Source organism: Pelotomaculum propionicicum, assembly GCF_004369225.1.
Taxonomy (GTDB): Bacteria; Bacillota; Desulfotomaculia; order Desulfotomaculales; family Pelotomaculaceae; genus Pelotomaculum_B; species Pelotomaculum_B propionicicum.
Genome location: NZ_QFFZ01000018.1, coordinates 14490 through 36246 on the forward strand (window position 1 = coordinate 14490; position 21757 = coordinate 36246).

The following is a 21757-nucleotide window of genomic DNA, read 5'->3' on the forward strand; positions in this document are numbered from 1 at the left end:
TGTATTTCACCTCCTATTATATAACACCTCTGTAGAAATGCCCCTTGGTAAAGCCCTGCGGGCTGTTTTTGGCTAAAACACTCTTTAATTCTGCCAGGTCTGCCTCATCTCCCGCCAGGTATTGATCCAGCGCGGTTCTGTAAACGCGTACAACATCGCGGATATATCCCGCGCGCTCACGCCTGGCCTCCACCCGCAGCACGGCGGCGCCGGCGCCTGCCAGCGCTCCGGTGTCTTCAATGAGGCACAAGTCGCGGGAGTTAAATATGTGCATGCGGCAAAACTGGTCAAATTCTACCGGGAACACCACTCCCTTGCGGTCTTTAAGGCCGCAGCTCAGCCCCCTGCAGGGACTGGAGCAGCCTGGCGGCCCGCTGCCCAGCAGGCTGCCCGCCGCACAGTACTCTGAAACCATCAGGGGCAGCGCCCCGTGCACGATTACCTCAGCCGGCACCGGCAGAAAAGGTATGAGGCGGCTGATTTGTTCCAGAGTCAGCTCGGGAGATAAGGCCACCCGGCTGATTCCGGCTCCGGCGAGAAAGGACGCCGCTGCGCGGTTAAATATATTAAGCGGGAAATCAGCCAAAACCGGCCCGCCTGTAATCTCTGTAACTTTTCTGATCAAACCCGGGCTGGTTACCATCACCCCGCCCAGGTGACATTTTGAGACCTTTTCCAGGAGACGGCAGTAGTCATCCATGTCCCGGTCCTGGATAACGCGGGGCGAGGCAAGGACGAAACTCACACCCACCCGCGCGCAAAAATCACTTCCCTTAAAAATTTCATCTATTGAAAAACGGTCCCTGGAACGGTACTGCTCCATTCCGAAGCAGACTTCACCCGCACCGGCCGTAACCGCTGCTTTAAGGCATTCAAAGTCTGTCACAGTCACACTCAGCGACGGCTGCCCGGCTGCCTTCGGTTTTGCCGCTGTTTCAACTGCAAGAGACTCGGACAGGCGCCTGCTGAAAATATGTTCCGGCACCGGCTCCTGCCTGACAGCAGCAGTCCTTTTATTGGCCAGTGCGGCCAGGGCTTTCCTGCGGGCCTCATTTATTTCACTGACAGGAACCATTAACTGGCCATCCAGGCGGCATTTAAGCCCCAGCATCTCGAATGGGGTATTTCCCAGGCGGGATAGCTGCTTTTCCAGGTAAGCGAAAGTAAGGGGCCGGTTTAAGGCCGCCCGGGCCGGGATCTCTGTTTGGGCTGCCGCGGCAAAGCCGGCGTCGTCCTCAACTTCAACCAGCAGCGGCTGCCCCTGCTTGGCGGTCACCGTGAAAACAACAGGTATTTTCTTCTGTCTCCTGGAGGAAGTGAAGCTGGCCCTGGCCCGCTCCATCAAAGCGGCGTCATGGGTCTTGAAGACCCGGTCGCCGGGGAAGACCCGGCCCGGCACGTCCAGTTGAACTACCGTCCCCGCCGGCGCCAGTTCCACCGGCTTGCCCGCTATGTACATCCTGCTTACTTCCCCGGCGGACCGCCCGCCCTCGGTAACCCAGACCTCAATTCCGTCCCCCGCCCGCAGCGGCTCCTCCAGTACTATTTCCACCAGGCCGCTCTCCCGGTTAAATCTTTTGACCCTGCCCAGAAAAACGCCCCTGTTGTTCGGGCGCTTGTAACTCATCAGATCCCGGCCGGGCCTGCCGTAAAAATAACCGGTTGTGAAACCCCGGTTAAAGATCTGGGCCAGTTCCCTGGCCTCTTCAGGCGTCACGGCATAATCGCCGCTCTCCAAAGCCCGGTCGATCAACTCCCGGTAAACCCTGACCACAGTGGCCACATATTCCGGCCTTTTCATTCTTCCTTCTATTTTAAATGATGAAATGCCGGCCCGGATCAGGCCGGGCACATGCTCGCTTAAATTCAGGTCTCGCGGGCTTAAAAGGTAGCTGCCCACCTGCCGCGGCTCGGCCAGCGGCTTGCCCTGCCGGTCAACCAGCACATACTGGAGCCGGCAGGGTTGAGCACAGCGGCCTCTGTTGCCGCTGCGCCCCCCGATCAGGCTGGACATTAAGCACTGCCCGGAGTAACAAACGCACAGGGCCCCGTGCATAAAAACCTCTATGGCCAGGCCGGAGCGCCGGATAATGTTCTCAACAGCAGTCAGTGCAAGCTCCCTGGCCAGCACAACCCTGGCTATGCCCGCTTCCTTTAAGAAAAGAACTGTGGGCAGGTTGTGGACTGTCATCTGAGTACTGGCATGCAGCGGCAGCTCGGGCACAACCTGCCTGGCCAGCTTCACCAGTCCCAGGTCCTGCACTATGGCGGCGTCAGCCCCGGCCTGCTGCAGAAAATACAGAAACCTGGCGGCTTCCGGCAGCTCTCTGTCATCCAGCAGGATGTTTACTGTGACATATACTTTGACACCCCGGATATGGGCGTACTCCACCGCCCGGGCTAATTCCACATTGTCAAAATTCCCGGCTGACTGCCTGGCGTTAAAACTTTTTCCACCCAGGTAGACAGCGTCAGCCCCGTTCTCAACAGCCGCCACCAGCGACTCCCAACTGCCGGCCGGGGCAAGCAATTCCGGCTTTCGGGCCATTATCGCAGCTACTCCTTCCGCTCGTGCCTCAACAGTCCCGCGCAGGGGATAATCTCCACGCCGCGCCGCGCCAGTTCGTCAAGAAAAAGGTTTAAGCCCAGCGAGTCGCTGGCCATATGACCGGCGATGATCACATTGATATGGTTCTTTTCCGCTTCCTTGCGGTGCTTTTCTCCAATATGCATCACAATCAGCGTGCCCACACCGGCAGTTACCAGCCTGGCGTAGGCGTCTTCCGAGCCGCTGGTGCCGCCGGTCATGTCCACCATTACCTTGCCGGCCCTTCTTTCCTTACTCCCCAGCACGATGGTCGGCCCGGCGTTATACTGCACCGCTTCGGCGTATTCCGGGATCTCTTTTAATGTTTTTATTACATCACCCAACGTCTCAGGCTTCCTTTCGTCCATCATGCTCTGAATAAAATCATTTACCAGGTTGTCGGCGGGCGTGTGCACGCACATGATGGGAATGCCCAGGAGCCGCGCGGCGTCCACCGCCCGGTTGTGGTTTAAAGGCATCAGGGCCCACTTGACCTCACTGATCCGCGAGGCCATGATCCCTTCAGCCACGTTGATCGGAACACCAAACTTGGCCAACACGTCCTCCTGCAGACGCATGACCTGGTAGAGCGCGGACATGGCCTTGCCTTCCGGGTGGTGGGCCATGATCAGGTCGATTTTCCGGCCGCGCTGCGAAATCCTGTCCGCCAGGAGCACCTCACCGGTTTCCATGTCCACTCCGGCCAACACCCTGGCAACCTCCTGTTCAGGATCTCCAAAGAGCACCCTGGTATCACCGTAAGGGTTGAACAACCGGTCCTGGTCGTATTCCTTCTTTTCATCTTCCTTCATTTCGTTATAGGACTTATTTTCTTTTTCCAATAGTTTTTGCACCGCTTCAGGCGAGCGCGGGTCCTTGCTGATGCCCTTTTCTATAGCCAGCTGGTATATCTCCTTTATTTTCATTGCTAAGCCCCTTTCCACGTAATAAGTATGTTTTTCGGTATGTTGTGCGATTGTCTAAAAAGATGTAGGTTCGGATTTACCCGAACTCTCCAGTGGGGACATTCCTCGTCAGTAAAAGGAATACCTGAAATTGAGGAGTGTCCCCTGACCTTAGCCGACTAAAGTCGCACCTACAATTTCTCATTTCTCACTTCTCACGTCCCACTTCCCACTACTTGCGGGAGATGTAGGGGTTGCCCTGGAGGTAGAAGCGCAGCGGGAGCTGGCCGCCCTCCTTGATGCCGATGCGGGTGGTGGTGACGATCCTTTCGCGGGGGCTGCCGCCCTCGCATACATACAGAGTGCCCCCGGTTAGGTCGGCGCCGTTGTGCTGGCGGGTGATACCCATGGCCTGTACCAGTTTGGCCGGGCCGCCGCACAATTCCGCCATTCTCTCCCGCCCCCGCCTGGCGCGCATCAGCGGCAGCCCCGCCAGTGGTTCAAGCGCGCGGACCAGCACGGCTTCCCCCACTCCTTCGGCGGCGGTGACCGCGTTGAAGCAGTAATACATCCCGTAAATAAAATAAACATAAGCATGGCCCGGCGGGCCGAACATAACCCTGTTGCGGGGGGTCATGCCGCGTGAGGCGTGGCAGGCGGGATCGCCCTGCAGGTACGCCTCAGTCTCCACGATCCGGCCGGCGCAAATCCCTTCAGGCCGGTCGCTGACCAGGATGTTGCCCAGCAGTTCCCTGGCCACAGTCACAGTGTCCCTGGCATAAAAAGAGCGGGGCAGGACCTTTTTCCCGCCGTCGAGAATTTTTTGCAGCGGCAGTTCTTCCGGCAAACCCTAAAACACCTGCTTTACCTGTTCCTTAAGAATTTAACCAGTTTTTCCACCGGCATGGTATTGACCACATCATCCGGCTCGAGCCAGGCCCGCCGCGCCACTGAAACACCGTAGACCATTTCCTCCATTCTTTTCAGGTCGTGGGCGTCGGTGTTCACAGCCATCTTTATCCCCAACTCCCTGGCCCTGGCGGCGTTCTGGTCGTTTAAATCCAGGCGGTCCGGTGAAGAATTTATCTCTAATATAGTACCACAGCTGGCAGCCGCTTCCAACACCCTCTCCACGTCAACGGCGTACGCTTCCCGGTGGGCGATCAGCCTGCCGGTCAGGTGCCCGATAATATCAACATTTTTATTCTCCACAGCTGATATAATCCGGGCGGTCATGGTTTCCCGGTCCTGCTTGAAAGCGCTGTGCACGGAGGCCACCACCAGGTCCGCCTCCTTCAGAATCTCATCAGGGCAGTCCAGGCCGCCTTTGGGCAGGATATCAACCTCGATCCCGGTAAGCAATTGGATATCGTCCATTTTCTCGTTGAGCGACCTGATCTGCCGGTGCTGCTCTTTGAGCCTCTCCAGAGAGAGCCCCCTGGCTATTTTAAGCGACTGGGAGTGGTCTGTCAGGGCGATATATTCGTAACCCTTTTCCCTGGCGCGGGCAGCCACCTGCTCGATGGTGCAGACCCCGTCGCTCCAGGTGGTGTGCATGTGCAGGTCGCCTTTGATATCACCCAGCTCCACCAGGCGCGGCAGCCTGTCTGCCAGAGCAGCCTCCACCTCACCCCGGTCCTCCCTCAGCTCGGGAGGTATAAACGGCAAACCCAGCCGGGCATAAATCTCCCGCTCGTTACTGAAAAACTCACTTGACGGCAGAGCTGACGGGTCAAAATTAATCCCGGCCGCCGCCGGCAAGGACGCCAGCCGCTGGAGGTGCGCACGGCTGCCGGTGTTTAAGAATAAGGCCAGGGCAAACTGGTTTTCCGGCACCACCTGCAGGTCCACCTCTATACCCCAATGGACCTGCAGGCGGACCCTGTTCTCGTTAACTTCAAGCACTTCTGATACCAGAGGGCAGCCCGCTGCCGCCTCAATCACCCGGCGAGGGTCCGCTGCCGCCACCACCAGGTCGACGTCGCCGGCTGACTCCCGCCAGCGGCGCACGCTCCCCCCGGCGTCGACCCCGGCCACACCCGGCAGCTTCTTTATAAATGAAGTGAATTCTCCGGCCAAATCCCTGGCTGTAACCAGCAACACGCGTTCGCGCCTGTCTTCCCGCATCTCAATATATTTGATTATGTCCTTTTCAACTTTGCCGCCCATGCCGGGCAGCCCCCTCACCCGGCCCTGTTTCGCCGCACCCAACAGTTCGTCAAGGCTGGAAATCCCCAGGCTTGACAGGAGCAGGCCGGCCCTTTTGGGGCCAATGCCGGGCAGGGACATGATCTCCAGGATACCAGGGGGGATCTCTTTTAAAAGCTCCTCCATTTTTTTCAGGCGGCCGGTGGCAAGAAGCTCCTCGATTTTGGCGGCGATGTTCTTGCCGATGCCGGGTATTTTGGCCAGCCCCCCTCTCCGCCGGATCTCTTCCAGCGGCTCGTCCAGGCCGGCCAGGATCTTGCAGGCGTTCCTGTAAGCGCGGATCTTAAAAAAATCCTCCCCTTTGAACTCCAGTAAATCTGCCAGCTCATGAAAAACCCAGGCCACTTCCTCGTTTTTCATCCCAGTTAACAGCCCCTTAAACTAATATTCCCCGAAATACTGGGGAGTAGTTAATCTCTGAATAGAACATAACCATAAACCATACACACTAAAGAACTCATGAACTTTCATTCATGAGTTCTTTTTGCTATCCTTTTTTTCGGGCTCCAGCATTCTGATCAGGTTTTCATGTTCTTCCTGCAGCTTTTTCAACTCGTCCGCAATGTTCAAGGCGGCCAGTACCGCTGTCTGGGACTTTGACAACCGGGTGTTGCGGTCAGCCAGCTGTTTCATTTTACGGTTGACGAACTGGGCCAGCGCTATCAACTCTTCCCTGGTGCCATCCCCTTTCAGGGTGTAGTATTCACCAAAGATCTCAACCTCCACCCGTACTAACTGCTCATCCATAAAAACCCTCCAGGTTTAAAGAGTGTAATTACATTTCGTCATTTTTCTTATTTTTCCTGCGCTGGAACCAAAAATTTCTTTAGTCACGGTAAAATACCAGCGCCGTGTGCAGGATTTCCCGACCCCTTCAAAGAATCTGAGCAACAAAATATTAAAAAGAGAGGTGCTTAGCATGCTGGATTTTCTTAGCTCTTCAAGCTTGTTCTTGTTTCTGCTGCTTGTACTTATTATCATTGCCCTGCCTACATCTCTCAGAGTCATCAACCAGTACCAGCGGGCTGTCTTGCTGCGCTTCGGGCGTTTTATCAAAGTTTTGGAACCAGGCCTCAGGTTTATCCTCCCCTTCGGCATCGACCGCACCCTTTATGTCGATTTGCGGGTAGCTACCATTGACGTTTCGGGACAGGATATCATCACCAAAGACAACGTGCCTGTTTCCATCAACGCTGTTGTTTACTTTCAGGTCTCCAACCCGGAAATGGCGGTCTTGAACGTGGAAAACTTCCGCCAGGCGACCACGCTTTTGGCGCAGACCCTGCTGCGCTCCGTCCTAGGCTCTCACGAACTGGACGACATGCTGTCTGAAAGAGAAAAACTCAGCAAAGTGTTAAAAGAGGAGTTGGACAAATCAACCGAGTCCTGGGGAGTCCGGGTGGTTACCGTTGAAATTAAATCGGTCGACCTGCCGGAGGGTATGAAGCGGGCTATGGCCAAACAGGCTGAAGCGGAGCGGGAGCGCCGGGCCAAGGTGATATCCGCCGAAGGCGAATACCAGGCCTCCCAGAGGATTTTTGAAGCGGCCTCGGTGATCAGCCAGAACTCTTCCGGCCTGATGCTGCGTATGCTGCAGACACTCACCGAAATCTCGGTGGAAAAGAACAGCACCATCATCTTCCCGCTGCCTATGGAGATCATGGAGTTTTTTAAAGGCAGAGCGGAGCATAAATAAAGTCTTAAAGAAATCTCTGCAAAAATAAGTCTACTCCACTATCACATAAACAAATCAGGATCACTAGCGTTGCATTTAAAAACCACTCAAAAGTCAAAGCTTAAATATGCTCAAAATCGTTAATATTTATTTAAATTAAGTTAATTACCATAAATATCATGGCTTTTCATTAAAAAACTCCTTATAATAGAGTTATAGCAGGTAGTCCTGTCCATAGTCTCTAAAATAAGGAGCAAACCATGGATAAGGATACCACTAAATCCACATTTAATGAAGTACTAAATCAATTTCCTTATGAAAAATTTTGTTCAATGATTAAAGAATTCGGTGCAGACAGGTACATCAAGAAATTATTTACAATCAAAATGCTTTATCTCATGTTCATTGCTCAGATCAGCCAAACTGAATCAATAAGAGAGTTGGCTGGCAATGTAAAAAATAATATTGACCTGCAAGATGCTCTAAAGCTTGACTCAATCAGTGCTTCCCAGTTATCCAGGCGCCTTAAAGAAACCAGCAGTTCATTCTGGGGATCCGTGTTTACCGACGTAGCAAAAGTTGTAATACAAAAAACTACCAACCATTTAAGCTCTACCCCTAATGTAGACCGTGTCCATATAATTGATGCCAGTACCGTCACCCTTTGCCTTAACAGTTATTTATGGGCCGATTATCGCAAAACAAAAGCAGGTGTGAAACTTCATCAATGCCTGGTGTATCAAAACGGTTACTCTTATCCGGAAAAAGCCATTCTTACCACTGCCAAAAAATCGGATAAATCACAGTTGGATGAATTGCTTACAACAGACCCCAACGCACTTTACGTATTTGACCGTGGCTATGTGGACTATAAAAAATGGGATGATTATTGCGATGCCGGCATACGTTTTGTCACCCGGATAAAGGACAATTTTATTACTAATGTCATTGATAATAAACCGGTGGACGGCACTAATATGACGGAAAGCACAGTAATACTCGGTGACCCTAAAACAACAATCATGCGGCATCAATTAAGACTTATCCACACTGTGGATACCACGGGCACGCCGGTGGTTATTCTGACCAATGACTTTAAGATGAGCGCCCTTGAGATTTCTGAGATCTATCGCAGCAGGTGGAAAATCGAACTGTTTTTTAAATGGATAAAGCAACATTTAAAAGTAAAGAAATTCTATGGCCGAAGTGCCAACGCTGTATACAGCCAGATCTGGCTGGCGCTAATCACCTACTGCTTATTGCTGTTGACTAAGGTTAATTTAAAGACAAAAAAATCTTTGCTGGATATCAAGAGGCTGTTAAAAGATAACTTATTCAAACCCTTTAACGTTTTTCTTGATCTTTTAAAAAGGAATACCACCAAGACATCCCGTGACAGGAAAAAGAAAGATTACAACCGGGAATTTGAACAGTTATTAAAGCAAATTGAGTCCGGAACCAGCAATTTTCTAGATACCTTTGATGTACAGCTGAACTATTTGTAGAAATACGCTAAAAGACATATACGCTAAAATGTGGATACAGGATTACCTTTATAGTGTCGCTGCTGTTTTGAACTATTTAGAAATTAACCTTGGTCAGAATATTCTGTTAAGTATCATATTGGAACATATGTTTCCCCGGTTTTGGGTCTTGACTTTTTAAATCTAGTTTTATGCAACACTACTGCGCGGCACTCCTATTTTGAGTTTTTTTACTCGAGTTTTCCGGCTCGAAAGATGAAAAATGAGCTGGAAATTTCAAGCTTAAAGGACTTTACTGGGTTTTTCCTTCCAGACAACATATCATCCAACTCGTAGTGAAGATCTTAATTAGGAAATCCTCGAAGAGGAAGTCCGATGTGACGAAAAGTATGTCCTCCGAAATTGCCAGCTTGATACCAACGAGGTTGCCCTGTGGTACGGGGCAGCTTGTCCAGAAAATCGGAGTATGACACCTCGTTCTTGCTCGCTTCCTGGAGCAGCATTTCGAGTTGCTGGCCGGTACGGTTCAGTTTTAACAGCTTGAGGTTTTCCTGAATTCTGAGGAGCTGCGGGTTATCCAACGAGAGCACCTCCTTTGGTCAGCAAGGCGTAGACATCCAGACTTCTGACCTCGACCTCGGGCAGAGAAACTGTCTTCTTTGTGACATCATTTTTATTTGACAAGCCCCGGTAGTGCTCCATGTTCATAACCACTTGGTGCTTCCTTTCTGCCTTGCGGTGGGTGGCAATAAGCACGCCTTGATGGTAGATAGATATCAGGTCACCACGCTCCTGCAGCTCCACAGTCTGATGCACATACCTCCAGGGCACCGAGTAACGGTTGGATGCATAGGAAACTAGGCAGTCGGTGGCCACCCTGCGCATCTGCCATACTTGCAAAACATATGGCGACCTGCTGGTATGGGGCCGGAGATTTTCCCGCTGGAAGCGCGCCGCCGGCTGCTCGTGGGTAGTGCCGTGGAGCCGCTGGAGATTATGGAGTTTTTTTAGGCTAAAACTACAGAAATCATACGGATCTACACTACAGGACAGGAAAGAATAAAGTCTGATTATACAATAGACAACAAGAAAAGTTTATTTATGGACAGTTATCCAGAGATGTAAAGAACGATAGGGTTCAAGATCACCTTCCCGGAAAAGCAAAAACTCAACTTTCAAATTTTCATACGGCTGTTGGGCAGAGAATTTTACATTATCTTCCCACTTTTGATCATTTTCCAGGGTAATAGGCCCAATATTTGATTTTATGTAATCGCCCATTTTTACCTGGATGTAATAATCTACTGTACGGTGTTCATGATTTATAATACCCGTTAGGACATACTCTTCTTCCATAACAGCAAGTGATTGTGGATAGTTTTCAGCTTTTCCATTTTTCCCTAACATATAAAAGTCTGTATAATCTTCACCTGTATTAGGATTAGAAAAAACATAAAAAGTGAAACCGACGGTAAAGAGTAAGGCAAGTATCAAGAATCCTGAGAGCACTCTTTCAACTAAAGAAATCTTGCTTAATACATGCAAATTTAGAACAGGAATGTATCTTTCTGTTTGGGGCAGCATATGTCTCCTGTATATTGCCAGGCATGATGCCAACAATATAAAAACAACCAGGGTAAAAAAAGTCGAATTGACACTTATACCCCAACGAGTGTAATTAAGTCCAAATCCTAGTAATGTAACAACAACTATACTCAATCCACTACCAATAACTAATCGTACAAATAATCCCAAATCCTCTTTTTGCGGAAAAAGTATTATTGTTAATGTATAACCAGGAAAGAAAAGTATAAAAGGTAATCCCAGCAATATTCTGAGATTGCGTACCCACCCATACTCCCCTAAGTAAATAAAAAAAGCAAAAATAATTGATACTATAATAACAAGTTGCAATTCATATTTAAAAATCAAAATTTTGTTAAGCGACATTTGTGGTAATAATATCCTCCCTTAAAGAAATCCTTTAACTAGATTTCGCCGCAATCATATGGTTACCTTCACTATATATTCTCATCCATGAAATAGTTTTAGAATTTAGCAATAAATAAATAATTTATATTTCATAAATCAGGACTAAAGTCACAGAAAAAACGGGACTTTAGTCTCATTTTCAAAATAAAAATATTAGTTAAAATAATATCAAATAAGCTCGTGAATAAAGGCAAACTCACCGAAAGGTGGGGACGCAAAGCCTACAGGCCTAAAGCTGTAAAGCAACGGTGGCTGGGTTGCCGGAGTAAATACTTTTAAAGTAACTCTATAGTTGCTTTAAACTATCTTACAAGCAACCTGCCTCAAAGGCAGGTTTATTATTTTACAAATGCATATCGATTCTTGTCAAGGGCAAACTCACCGAAAGGTGGGGACGCAAAGCCTACAGGCCTAAAGCTGTAAAAGCTATGGCGGCTGGGTTGCCTGGAGTTGTTTGTCTTGTTTCTGTTGGGACAAAAGGCAACCTGCTCAAAAGGCGGGTTTTTTTAATCCGCTAAAAAATGCATTTTTTAGGAGGTTTGCCTTATGTTCAACAACCAACGTTTAAAAAGCAGATTGTGCTGGCTGGTCCTCAACCTAACGCTTATTTCATCGTTTTTAGCCTGGATGCCTGTAAAAAATTCTGCTGCAGCGGCTGACAGAACGCCGCCGTACGTTTTAAGCACATCCCCGGCTTCCGGCGCGTATAACGTCCCAATCGGCAACAATATTACTATAAAATTTAGTGAAAAAATACTGCCGGGCCCCCTGGCTACTTATAATAGTATCAGTGTAACGGATGCCGGCGGCAATCCAGTAGCCTTCGTGAAGAATATAAGCAGTAGCTCACTTATAATAGACCCGGTTAATTTTCTCGGCTCTAGCTCTTACTATAGCATAACAATACCGGCCGGCGCGCTTAAAGATAGCAACGGCAACAGAATGCGGGCGAAATATAGTTTTGGATTTACTACAGCCGCACCTGTAACGGATGTTACGCCTATGACAAGTATTACATCAGTGACAAACACTACACCTGCGACAGATACTACACCGCCTGTGACAAACACTACACCTGTGACTGATACCACAACTCCTGCAACAAGCGCTACGCCTACGACAGGTACCACAACTCCTGCAACAAATACTACACCTGCGACAGACACCACAACCCCCGCACCTGTAGCGCTTACTGTCAGCGGCAGTGACCCATCAAATGGCTCCACAGACATAAGCCTGGATAAAACAATAAGTATAAATTTCAGTGAGACAATTAGCAAGGGGACAAATTATAGCAACATCCGGATTCAGGATGCCGGCGGCAATCTGGTAACTACTACAAACAGCATTAACGGAGCCGTACTTACCTTGGACCCGCTGAACAACTTAAATAGCAGCGCAACCTACCGGGTAACCATTCCGGCTGGAGCAGTTAATAATCAAAACGGCAGCAGTCTGGTTACTGATTATACTTTCAGCTTTACCACCATCAATACAACAAACTTGGCTTCTGACCCGTCAGCAGTGGATGTAAAATCTTTTGGGGCTAAAGGAGACGGCGCAACCGATGATTCACAAGCTATCCAAAATGCCATTAACAGCCTACCCACTGGAGGTACAATACTTTTCCCGGATGGAACATATTTAATCCCCGCATCTGAAATAAAAATTAAAATACCCAACATCACGTTAACTGGCAGCGGCAATTCCATTATTAAAATACCAAACGGCAATTTCTATATTGTTAATAATAATGTTACAATAAATAATTTAAAATTTATTGATTGCAACAGACAAGTATTGCATTTTGAAAGCGCCAGCAATATTACGGTAAGCAACTGTTATTTCGAAAATATCGGCTCTGATTTCCTTATAGGTAAAATATCCAACTATCACTCTCCACCTGTTCACCTGTCCCAATGCACAGGTGCAAAAATAAATAAAAACAAATTTTATAACATTAAGTCTGACAACGTTATCAGAGTTGATGGTCCTGGCAATGAGTTCACCATCAGTGAAAATGAAATAGATACCACCAGTTATAAGGGTATTATGATTGGTTATGAATCTAATAATTATAGTGGCTCTATAGATAAAAACACATTAAGAAACATTGGCCTTACCACTCCTGGAGACGGTGTAGGCACAGTCGCGATTTACATCGGCTCACCAAGTTATAGTCTCAGCGTAACGAACAATTATATAGATACTACCGTTGAGAACGGCATTGAGGGCGTAGCGGGGCTTATAGCAAATAACACCATAAAGAACGTTGGCGCCATATATCGTTCCGGAATCACGACAACATCCAATTACGGGATATCTCCTTACGCTACACAACTTGTCACCAATAATACTATCGAGAACAGCAGAAGGTCCGGAATCAAATGCTGGACACAGAGCCTAGATGTATCAAATACAGTTTGGACGGGAAATAAGATTTCAGATTGCGGCCGGGATGAGAGCAATGTAGGTATCTACCTTAGCGTAAACGGTGTGCCTGTTAGCAACGTTGAGATTAAAAACAACACAGTGACAACCACGCAAAATTCTAACACGGGTATATACCTGAGAGTATCAAACGGGAATAATATCCAGGTTAATAACAATATTTCTCCTGTACTGGTAGATTCCATTTGCACAGGTGTAATTGCCACAAATAACGTCTAAGATTTGGACTGGCTAGTAACTCTTCTGGTTAACTTCAACCTGCCTCACAAAGGCAGGTTTATTTATTGTTCAAACTGGTAAGATATGTAACATAATTCAATATGGGAGAATATTTTACATAAGGAATCCTGGTTTAAATCTTGCATTTTAGGTGGAGTAACAAAATGAGCAAAAATATTATAGCCAAAAAACCGTCAACAATCAATGTTAAATCCTTTGGCGCCAAAGGGAATGGGGTGACTGATGACTCACAATCTATCCAAAAAGCAATTAACAGTCTAATCAAAGGCGGAACTATTCTATTCCCGGATGGAACCTATTTAATCCTAACGGCTGAAATAAGAATAAAAACTCCGAATGTCTCTTTAATCGGAAGCAATAACTCAATTATAAAACTACCCAACGGTAACTTTTATATAACCAATAATAATATATCTGTAAGCAATATTAAATTTATTGACTGTAACAGACAGGTTTTACATTTTGAAAACTCCAGCAACGTGCTCGTAAACAACTGCTATTTCGAAAACATCGGCTCCGATTTCCTAATAGGCAAAATATCCAACTATCATTCCCCACCTGTCCATCTGTCTCAATGTACAGGAGTGGTCATTAGCAAAAATAAATTTTTCAATATAAAATCTGATAATGTAATTAGAATTGATGGTCCAGGCAATGAATTCGTCATAAGTCAAAATGATATAGATACTACTAGTTTCAAAGGAATAACCGTCGGCACTGAAACAAGCATAAGAAAAGGATCTATTGAGAAAAACACTTTGAAAAATATCGGCCTTACCACCCCTGGCAACGGTACCGGGACAGTCGCTATATATATTGGTTCACCAAGCTACGATCTCAGCGTATCCAATAATTATATAGATACTACTGTGGAAAACGGTATTGAGGGAGTCGCTGGTATTATATCCAACAATACAATTAAAAACGTCGGCGCCATATACCATGCAGGGATTACCACAGTTTCAAATTATGGTATATCACCATACGCGACAAAACTTGTTTCTAATAATACTATAGAAAATAGTAAAGGGCCTGGCATCAAATGCTGGACGCAGACCCTTGATGTTTCAAATACTGTTTGGTCGGGAAATAGTGTTCTGAATTGCGGCCGGAATGAGTTGAATATTGGGATTTACTATAGCGTAAACGGTGTGCCGGTTAGTAATGTGGATATTCAAAACAATATTGTAAAAACCACGCAATCCTCCAATAACGGCATCTATCTCAGAGTAGCGGACGGAAGTAATATAAAGGTTAGCGGCAATTTATCTCCGATATATGTTGATCCCATATGTAAAGGAGTAATTATAGCCGCGGACAATGAATATATTATAGGTTACCCGACTTAATAAAAGAAGAGGTCTTTTATTCTCCTTGCAAATATTTTTTCTCCGCCGCTCTCCAGTCAGGTTCAGGGTACATATTTTCAGGGAACATCTCGGAATATGTCACGACTGGTATACCCATATCATGGAGAAAATCACAGACCTCTCGTAGCCTGACTTCGCTGCAGTCAACACCATCTAGAGTATGCGCATATAGAGCCACATTCTCATGGTTGTTAACAGCCCAGGCGATTTGGGCTTTTATTTTTTCCATTGAATTATCTAAAGTGATTGCAACCGTCGAGAACAGCGGCTTGATTTCCCCTTGTGTTGTTATATTTTTGGCAGTCGCCCTGCAGCCTGAGTAAACCTCATGCGCGGCCGCTACCATATCACCAAGCCAAAGAGAAGATCCGCCGGGATATGCGAAAAAGCGAATGTCTCCCAGGCCATCTCTCTGTAATATTTCTTTTGACTTAATTAATTCAGAGAAAAGGCTTTGCCTGTCAACACTGTGGCTGTGGCTGTGGCTGCCTATTTCATGTCCGGCCAGCGCCAGTTTCTTATACACCGGCAACAAATCAGAATATGTTTTATGCTCACCATTGTTATACCCGCCAGTTACTATGTTAAAGCATCCTTTGTAACCATATTCGGTCAAAATGTCCCCGATTTTGCCCCAGGTTGAATAACCATCATCAAAGGAAAAGCATACTTTCCCGCCGTCTTTTATCGGAATCAGGCTCAAATCATCAAAATCAACCGTAAGAGGACCGGGCAGCTCACCTGTCTGCGCCGCATCTACTCTTAAACTAATATACTTCACGCGGCTCATAGTCCTTGCCAGCATGCTTTCATTATTGGCGGAGGGGACACCGATAAGGCGTACCCATACTGTGCTATTGCGGCTGTACATTGCGGTTAACATAAAATCCTGAGCAGGATAGCCTTTTTCTCCGTGAAAACCCAGTTTAACCGCATCCAATACAGTAGAAAGATCTTTATCTGAGGTCAGTCCCTCAATCCTCATCCAGAAACTGAACATCTTATAGCGCAGGTCAAGACTCTGTTCCGTATCACTCAGCTTGTCAAACTCAACTCCGCCTTGTTGACCTTTATTAACCGCAATCTTAATATAGCTTGCATCATGACAGGGGTTGGCTGTTTCTATCGACCAGGTGGTATTGGCCTGATTAATTGTTGTGAAACCGCTGGAATCAGCGCTTAAAAACTCAATTAGAACATATTCATCTTTTGGCATGTTATAGAAGCGTAGATTGCGGACAACAGCGTCGCTTTCCCGCAGCCTTGCCTCAAGTGTGCGGAAATTGTCGATATAACATTCTACCAAACCGCCTTTTACCTTAACAAAATCAACCGCATACTGGTTTCCTGCCGTACTTTTCTGTCTGTTTCCATTGAGGACTCCTTCCCCGTGGATCTTAATATTGGTGTTTCCATTTACCTGGTCGGTATTCTTAAAAATCGAGCAGTCAGCATCCAGTTTATTCTGGTTTATGATTGCACCTCTTGATATTTCAATCTCTGTATTCGATTGAACTGCTACTCCGGCAGATGAGTCCTTATTGTATGTTCCCGGCAGTATAAGGCACTTACCCCCTGCCGCAGCTGCCACTGCCGCCTGAATTTGAACTTGGTCATTGGCTCCGCTGCAAATATGGGTGGCTGATTTTTTCAAATCTTCAGGAGTATCACTGGCGGCCAAAACAATATCTGCCGCTGTTGTAATATTTACAGTGTTTTTTTCAGCTTCCCATTTTACACTATAACCCAAACATTCGCTTACAAAACGCACAGGGACCATAGTTCTGCCATCTGTAATAAACGGGGGAACATCAAGGGCAATTTCCTGGTTATTCTTAAAAGCAACCTTTGAACCAATGGTTAAGGATACTGAAATGTCCCCCTTCTTTGCAAGTATAGTTTGGTTTTCACTATTCCAACTGACATCGGCACCCAGGGCTTCAAAAATGCATCTCATAGGAACAAGCACCCTTCCCTGCTCAATGAGAGGAGGGACATCAGAGCTAATTTTTTCATTGTTAACTAATATACTGATTGGTTCCAATGCAAAAGAAGTGTTAATAAAACAAAAAGATAGTGTTACAGCTAAAATCAGGACGGTAAAAAACCTAATTGTACATTTTTTCATTTTATCACTCCTCGTATAATCTGTATTGTTTTTAACATTATACAAGATGTTTTTTCTTTGCTGATCTCCAGTCCGGTTCAGGGTAATCACCCTCCGGAAACATTTCGGAATATGTCACAACTGGTATACCTAAATCATAGAGAAAGTCACAGACTTCTCTCAGCCTGGCTTCACTGCAGTCTACTCCATCAAGGGTATGGGCGTAGAGAGCCACATTTTCATGGTTGTTGATTGCCCATGCTATCTGTGTATTTATTTTTTCTGTTGAATTATCTAACGTTATCGCGATTGTCGAAAAAAGAGGCTTAATGTCTCCCTGGGTAGTGATGTTTTTAGCGGTTGACCTGCAACCTGAGTAAACTTCGTGCGCAGCCGCTGTCATATCGCCAAGCCAGAGGGAAGGGCCGCCGGGATAAGAGAAAAACCGGATATCGCCAAGACCATCCCTTTGCAGTATTTCCTTCGAAGTAATCAATTCGTAGTAAAGATTCTTCCTGTTTACCCTGTGACTGTGGCCGTGACTGCCGATTTCATGACCCTCTATCGCCAATTTTTTATACATTGGCAATAAATCAGAATAAGTTTTACCTTCATCATTGACTAGGCCGGTTGAAACATTAAAGCAACCTCTATACCCATATTCTGATAGAATGTCCCCGACAGTAGCCCAGGTTGAATATCCATCATCAAAGGAAAAGCAGACTTTTCCGCCATCTTTTATAGGAATCAGGCTCAAATCGTCAAAATCAACTGTAAGGGGTCCGGGGATATTACCGATATGTGTGGTGTCTAATCTTAAGCTTAGATATTTGATACGACTCATAGTCCTGGCCATCAGGCTTTCACTGTTGACAGACGGCACACCGATAAGGCGTACCCAGACGGCACTATTGCGGCTGTACATTGCAGTCAAAATAAAATCGGGAGCAGGATAGCCTTTTTCACCATGAAAACCAAGTTTCACCGCATCCAGGACAGCAGACAGATCATTATCCAAGGTCAGTCCCTCAATCCTCATCCAGAAACTGAACATCTTATAGCGCAGGTCCAGATTAATGCCTTCATTGCTCCATTTATTTGATTGGACCCCGCCAATTTGACCTTTATTAAGAGAAACCTTTAAGTAACTCGGGCTACGGCACGGGTTGGCTGTCTCAATAGACCATCTAGTATGGGACGGATTAAATAGTTCTAAACTACCGGACTCAGCATCAGTAAACCGCAGAAGAGATTCCTCATCTTTAGGCATGTTAGTAAATCTGAGATTCCTGACTACAGCGTAGCTTTCTCTGAGCCTGGCCTCAAGTGTACGGAAATTGTCAATATAACATTCCACCAAACCGTCTTTCACCTTAACAAAATCAACCGCATAATGCTTCCCTGCCGTGCTCTTATGCCTGTTTCCGTTGAGGACTCCTTCCCCGTGGATCTTAATGTTGGTGTTTCCATTTATCTGGTCGGAATTAATAAAAATCGAGCAGTCATCATCCAGTTTGTTCTGGTTTATAATTGCTCCACTGGCAATTTCAATTTCCGTGTTGGAGCGTACCGCTATGCCAGTGGACGAGTCCTTATTATAAGTTCCCGGCAGTATCAGGCACTTCCCACCCGCAGCCGCTGACACTGCTGCTTGAATTTTAACTTCGTCCCTCACTCCTCTGCAAATATGGGTTGCTTCCCGTAACAGGTCCTTTGGAGTATCATTGGCTGCCACAACACTATACTTTTTTAACCGTGCTGAAATCTCTCTGGGCAGGCAACCCGTTAATCCAAGAGAGGCTAGACCCGCAACAGTTAGCGTAATAAACTGACGTCTATTCATATATTGTCTCCTGCAGTTAAGAATCACTTTTAGAGTTTAAGATTTGCTTACCTCAATAATTCTATTGTCGAATATTTTATTTACATTAGGGTCATTGTTAAATCTATCATAATCTTCCGCCGTGAATCTCATTAAAACATCCTGGTTTTTTGAAAATCTATATACGTCAGTATATATCCTTTTAATCTGATAAAGTGTAATAACATATTGTCCCTTATATTTATAATGCTCATTCTCATCGTCATTATAGCCGAAATGGTCAGGCACTATGTAGTGGTACCGGTTTATGTCTTTCCTCTGATTCTTCTCTGACCAGCCGTAAAAAAGATCACAAAACCTGGAAGCTATTTGCGGGTCAAGAACCGACAAAACCGGATCATTCCCTTTTTCATCAAACAACCACTGCATAGCTGTAACCTCTTCATACGGCACACCAAAATTGGTCTCATGGGTTCGCGGAGAGGGAAGCGCCCCGGTTAAGCTTATGCCCTGGATTATTGCCAGTACGACAGCAGTTGCAAGAATTCTTGCACCAGACAGTTTTCTTAAGAATATTGTGTACAGTGAAAGTGCCAGGAGGGGTATCATTATATAAGTAAAATAATTAAGTGTGGTTACTCTTTGAATAGTATGGGTAAATACGGGATTAAATATAAAAAAACCATCTATGATACCCAAGGCTACAAAAAATATTACCAGAAATTTATATTCTCTATTAAATGGTATTTTTTTCTTTCTGTCAAGCAGAATTATAATCAATGCTATAGCTATAACAATGAAGGGAAATAAATAACGTCCGTATAAAAGTACAATTGTTCTACATAATTCTGCAGGTGTTACTACTTGATTGGCTTTGGCTATGTATGAAACTCCCTTCAAAGCTACAGGTTGGATAATACGCTCAACAAAAGCATTAAAGCTCTTCCCAAAAAAATGAAGCAAAAAATAACAGTTAGTGAGCCAGGTTAAAGTGGTAACTAATAAAATAGCTAGAAAACTGCCGGTCGAGTTAAGCTTTAATCTCAAAAAACGCTTTATTAGTATGGGGATGAATAGAATACAAGCTGCAAATATCGTTATAAATGGATGTCCCAGTGGAATGCTAAGAATGAAAGGTAATATAGTTAAATTCCAGCTCGGAACATTTTTCTCTTCCAATGAGTATTTATATAAGAGAAATAAAAATAAAGGCATTAACGTATAATAACTGTAATGTGGGGCTATTGAAAAGTGCATATACCGCAAATAGTATATCAAGCAAACAGGCAATAATAGATAGATAACTACTTTTTCTTTAATAAAAAGTTTTGAGAATATGGCCGTTCCGCCTATAAAAGTAAATGAAAAAAAGGCTGGCATGGTAAAAGAAAGTATATTAGGCATAATATCCAACAAACATGATACCTGGGCATAGAAAATATGCGTAGCAGGATAAAAATCATCTGGATTAAAGTGACCTGTTCGTTTTATGTCATATACTTCACCTAAATAAGTTAAGTCATCAGCATAATTAAAAGAGAAATACCCCAGTTCATAAGGAATCATCAAAAAAATAAAATAATTCAATAATAGTATAAAAGCCCCAATTATCCTAAAGGTGGGGTAATTATTGCATAAAACGAGTATGGCACCAAGAAAAAACGTTATTACCAGGATAACCCAGAATGTTTGAGGCAGTTGATTGTATATGTTTACAAGATAACCTGCCGTAACACAATATTTTAATGTAAACAGGTTATATATCAAACAGAAAAGGCCTAAGATTGAAATTAAATACAATATTAAGGGTGCTTTTCTTCCCAATTAATCTCCTCATTTCAGATTATTGACATACCATAGCGCTGCTTCTATCAGACCGTCTTTTACTGAATGTGTTGGAACATATCCTAAAAGAACGCCTGCCTTACTTATATCCGCCAGAGAGTGCCGCACGTCACCCGGTCGGAAATCCCTGTAATAAGGCCTGGCTGCGGTCAGGTTTGGTTTTAGTTCGAGGATCCTGGCATGGATCAAATCATACAACTCATTTAAGGTTGTCCGTTCCCCAAAAGCAATATTATAAACCTGTCCAACCGCTTCTTCGGCGGTGACACACCCTGCCAAAAGGTTGGCCTGCACCACATTGTCAATATAACAAAAATCCCTGCTGGTCTCTCCGTCACCATTGATGTAAACAGGCTCTCCCCGCAAAATGCTGGCAAACCATTTGGGAATAACAGCCGCATATGCCCCCTCCGGGTCTTGCCTGCGGCCAAAAACATTAAAATAACGCAAACCGATACACTGCAATCCATAACATCTTGAAAATACGGCAGCGTACAATTCACATACATATTTGGTCAAAGCATAAGGAGATAAAGGTTTGCCGATGATATCTTCTTTCTTCGGCAAGTCAATTTGATCACCATATACTGAACTTGAAGATGCGTAAACGAACCTGTCTACCCCAGCGTCTCTTGCCGCAACCAGCATGTTCAGAAAACCATCAACATTACTTTGGTTAGTGGCAACCGGGTTCGCCAGAGAACGCGGCACCGATCCCAATGCAGCCTGATGCAGTATAATGTCAACATCTTTACAACAAAAACTGCATGTGGGTAAATCACGTATATCACCTTTTACAAAATCAAATCGCTTGGCCTGTTCCGTGCTGACAGAGTTTAAAACAGAATCAATATTACAATGATAACCTGTTGAAAAATTATCCAGCCCCACGACTCTTTGGTTCAGCCTAAGCAATTGCTCCAGCAAGCCGGAGCCAATAAAACCCGCGACTCCGGTGACCAGCCATACTCTAGGGTTAGCTAATAAATCTTGTTTAATTTTTTCAAAAGAATTCAATTTCTATACACCTCACTAAGCAGCAAGATCCTTCTCGCATTATTTATTAATTGA

16 protein-coding genes and 2 riboswitches are annotated in these 21757 nt (G+C 45.7%); of the genes, 4 read left to right on the top strand and 12 right to left on the bottom strand.

From position 1 onward, the window contains the following. Window positions 1-16: 16 nt before the first annotated feature. The 5 genes from Pmgp_RS09535 to Pmgp_RS09555 form a co-directional block, all read right to left on the bottom strand. Entirely contained in the window at window positions 17-2548 is a 2532-nt protein-coding gene (locus Pmgp_RS09535) for a U32 family peptidase (protein ID WP_134213758.1), read from the bottom strand. 8 nt (window positions 2549-2556) lie between these two features. Next, window positions 2557-3513 (bottom strand): NGG1p interacting factor NIF3, encoded by a 957-nt coding sequence (locus Pmgp_RS09540; RefSeq protein ID WP_134213759.1) that lies wholly within the window; start codon window positions 3511-3513, stop codon window positions 2557-2559. A 211-nt stretch (window positions 3514-3724) separates the two neighbouring features. Beyond that, on the bottom strand, window positions 3725-4339 hold the full coding sequence (locus Pmgp_RS09545) for a DNA-3-methyladenine glycosylase (protein WP_243119796.1): 615 nt from the start codon (window positions 4337-4339) through the stop codon (window positions 3725-3727). 17 nt (window positions 4340-4356) lie between these two features. Next, window positions 4357-6060, bottom strand: coding sequence for a DNA polymerase/3'-5' exonuclease PolX (polX, locus tag Pmgp_RS09550; RefSeq protein WP_134213760.1), 1704 nt, complete (start codon window positions 6058-6060; stop codon window positions 4357-4359). Between the two features lie 111 nt (window positions 6061-6171). Next, window positions 6172-6447, bottom strand: coding sequence for a cell division protein ZapA (locus Pmgp_RS09555; RefSeq protein ID WP_134213761.1), 276 nt, complete (start codon window positions 6445-6447; stop codon window positions 6172-6174). A gap of 172 nt (window positions 6448-6619) precedes the next feature. Between Pmgp_RS09555 and Pmgp_RS09560 the strand changes: the two genes are divergently transcribed. Together Pmgp_RS09560 and Pmgp_RS09565 are read left to right on the top strand one after the other, a co-directional pair. Then, window positions 6620-7396, top strand: coding sequence for a slipin family protein (locus tag Pmgp_RS09560; RefSeq protein ID WP_134213762.1), 777 nt, complete (start codon window positions 6620-6622; stop codon window positions 7394-7396). A 239-nt stretch (window positions 7397-7635) separates the two neighbouring features. After that, window positions 7636-8880 (top strand): IS4 family transposase, encoded by a 1245-nt coding sequence (locus Pmgp_RS09565; RefSeq protein WP_134213763.1) that lies wholly within the window; start codon window positions 7636-7638, stop codon window positions 8878-8880. A 323-nt stretch (window positions 8881-9203) separates the two neighbouring features. On the opposite strand, the gene Pmgp_RS09570 is transcribed toward Pmgp_RS09565, so the two are convergent. The 3 genes from Pmgp_RS09570 to Pmgp_RS09580 form a co-directional block, all read right to left on the bottom strand. Then, complete coding sequence (locus tag Pmgp_RS09570) at window positions 9204-9440, bottom strand: P-loop NTPase family protein (protein WP_134213764.1); 237 nt, start codon at window positions 9438-9440, stop codon at window positions 9204-9206. Beyond that, a complete protein-coding gene (locus Pmgp_RS09575) occupies window positions 9433-9759 on the bottom strand; it encodes a Mu transposase domain-containing protein (protein ID WP_134213765.1) in 327 nt (108 codons plus the stop codon). The genes Pmgp_RS09570 and Pmgp_RS09575 overlap by 8 nt, the downstream gene beginning before the upstream one ends. A gap of 195 nt (window positions 9760-9954) precedes the next feature. Further along, complete coding sequence (locus Pmgp_RS09580) at window positions 9955-10809, bottom strand: DUF1616 domain-containing protein (protein WP_134213766.1); 855 nt, start codon at window positions 10807-10809, stop codon at window positions 9955-9957. Window positions 10810-11030: 221 nt separating this feature from the next. Further along, window positions 11031-11116, top strand: a riboswitch (cyclic di-GMP riboswitch). A 96-nt stretch (window positions 11117-11212) separates the two neighbouring features. Beyond that, window positions 11213-11299: riboswitch (cyclic di-GMP riboswitch) on the top strand. A 98-nt stretch (window positions 11300-11397) separates the two neighbouring features. On the opposite strand from Pmgp_RS09580, the gene Pmgp_RS09585 reads away from it, so the two are divergent. Beyond that, window positions 11398-13521, top strand: coding sequence for an Ig-like domain-containing protein (locus Pmgp_RS09585; RefSeq protein WP_134213767.1), 2124 nt, complete (start codon window positions 11398-11400; stop codon window positions 13519-13521). A gap of 164 nt (window positions 13522-13685) precedes the next feature. Next, window positions 13686-14891, top strand: a complete 1206-nt coding sequence (locus tag Pmgp_RS09590; RefSeq protein WP_134213768.1) for a glycosyl hydrolase family 28-related protein — start codon at window positions 13686-13688, stop codon at window positions 14889-14891. Window positions 14892-14907: 16 nt separating this feature from the next. On the opposite strand, the gene Pmgp_RS09595 is transcribed toward Pmgp_RS09590, so the two are convergent. Genes Pmgp_RS09595 through Pmgp_RS09610 form a run of 4 tightly spaced genes read right to left on the bottom strand, consistent with a single transcriptional unit; the run spans window position 14908 to window position 21703 of the window. Beyond that, a complete protein-coding gene (locus tag Pmgp_RS09595; protein ID WP_134213769.1) occupies window positions 14908-17040 on the bottom strand; it encodes a stalk domain-containing protein in 2133 nt (710 codons plus the stop codon). Between the two features lie 37 nt (window positions 17041-17077). After that, window positions 17078-18862, bottom strand: a complete 1785-nt coding sequence (locus Pmgp_RS09600; RefSeq protein ID WP_134213770.1) for a polysaccharide deacetylase family protein — start codon at window positions 18860-18862, stop codon at window positions 17078-17080. Between the two features lie 36 nt (window positions 18863-18898). After that, a complete protein-coding gene (locus Pmgp_RS09605; protein ID WP_134213771.1) occupies window positions 18899-20665 on the bottom strand; it encodes a hypothetical protein in 1767 nt (588 codons plus the stop codon). Window positions 20666-20674: 9 nt separating this feature from the next. Then, window positions 20675-21703, bottom strand: a complete 1029-nt coding sequence (locus tag Pmgp_RS09610; protein WP_134213772.1) for an NAD-dependent epimerase/dehydratase family protein — start codon at window positions 21701-21703, stop codon at window positions 20675-20677. Window positions 21704-21757: the final 54 nt, after the last annotated feature.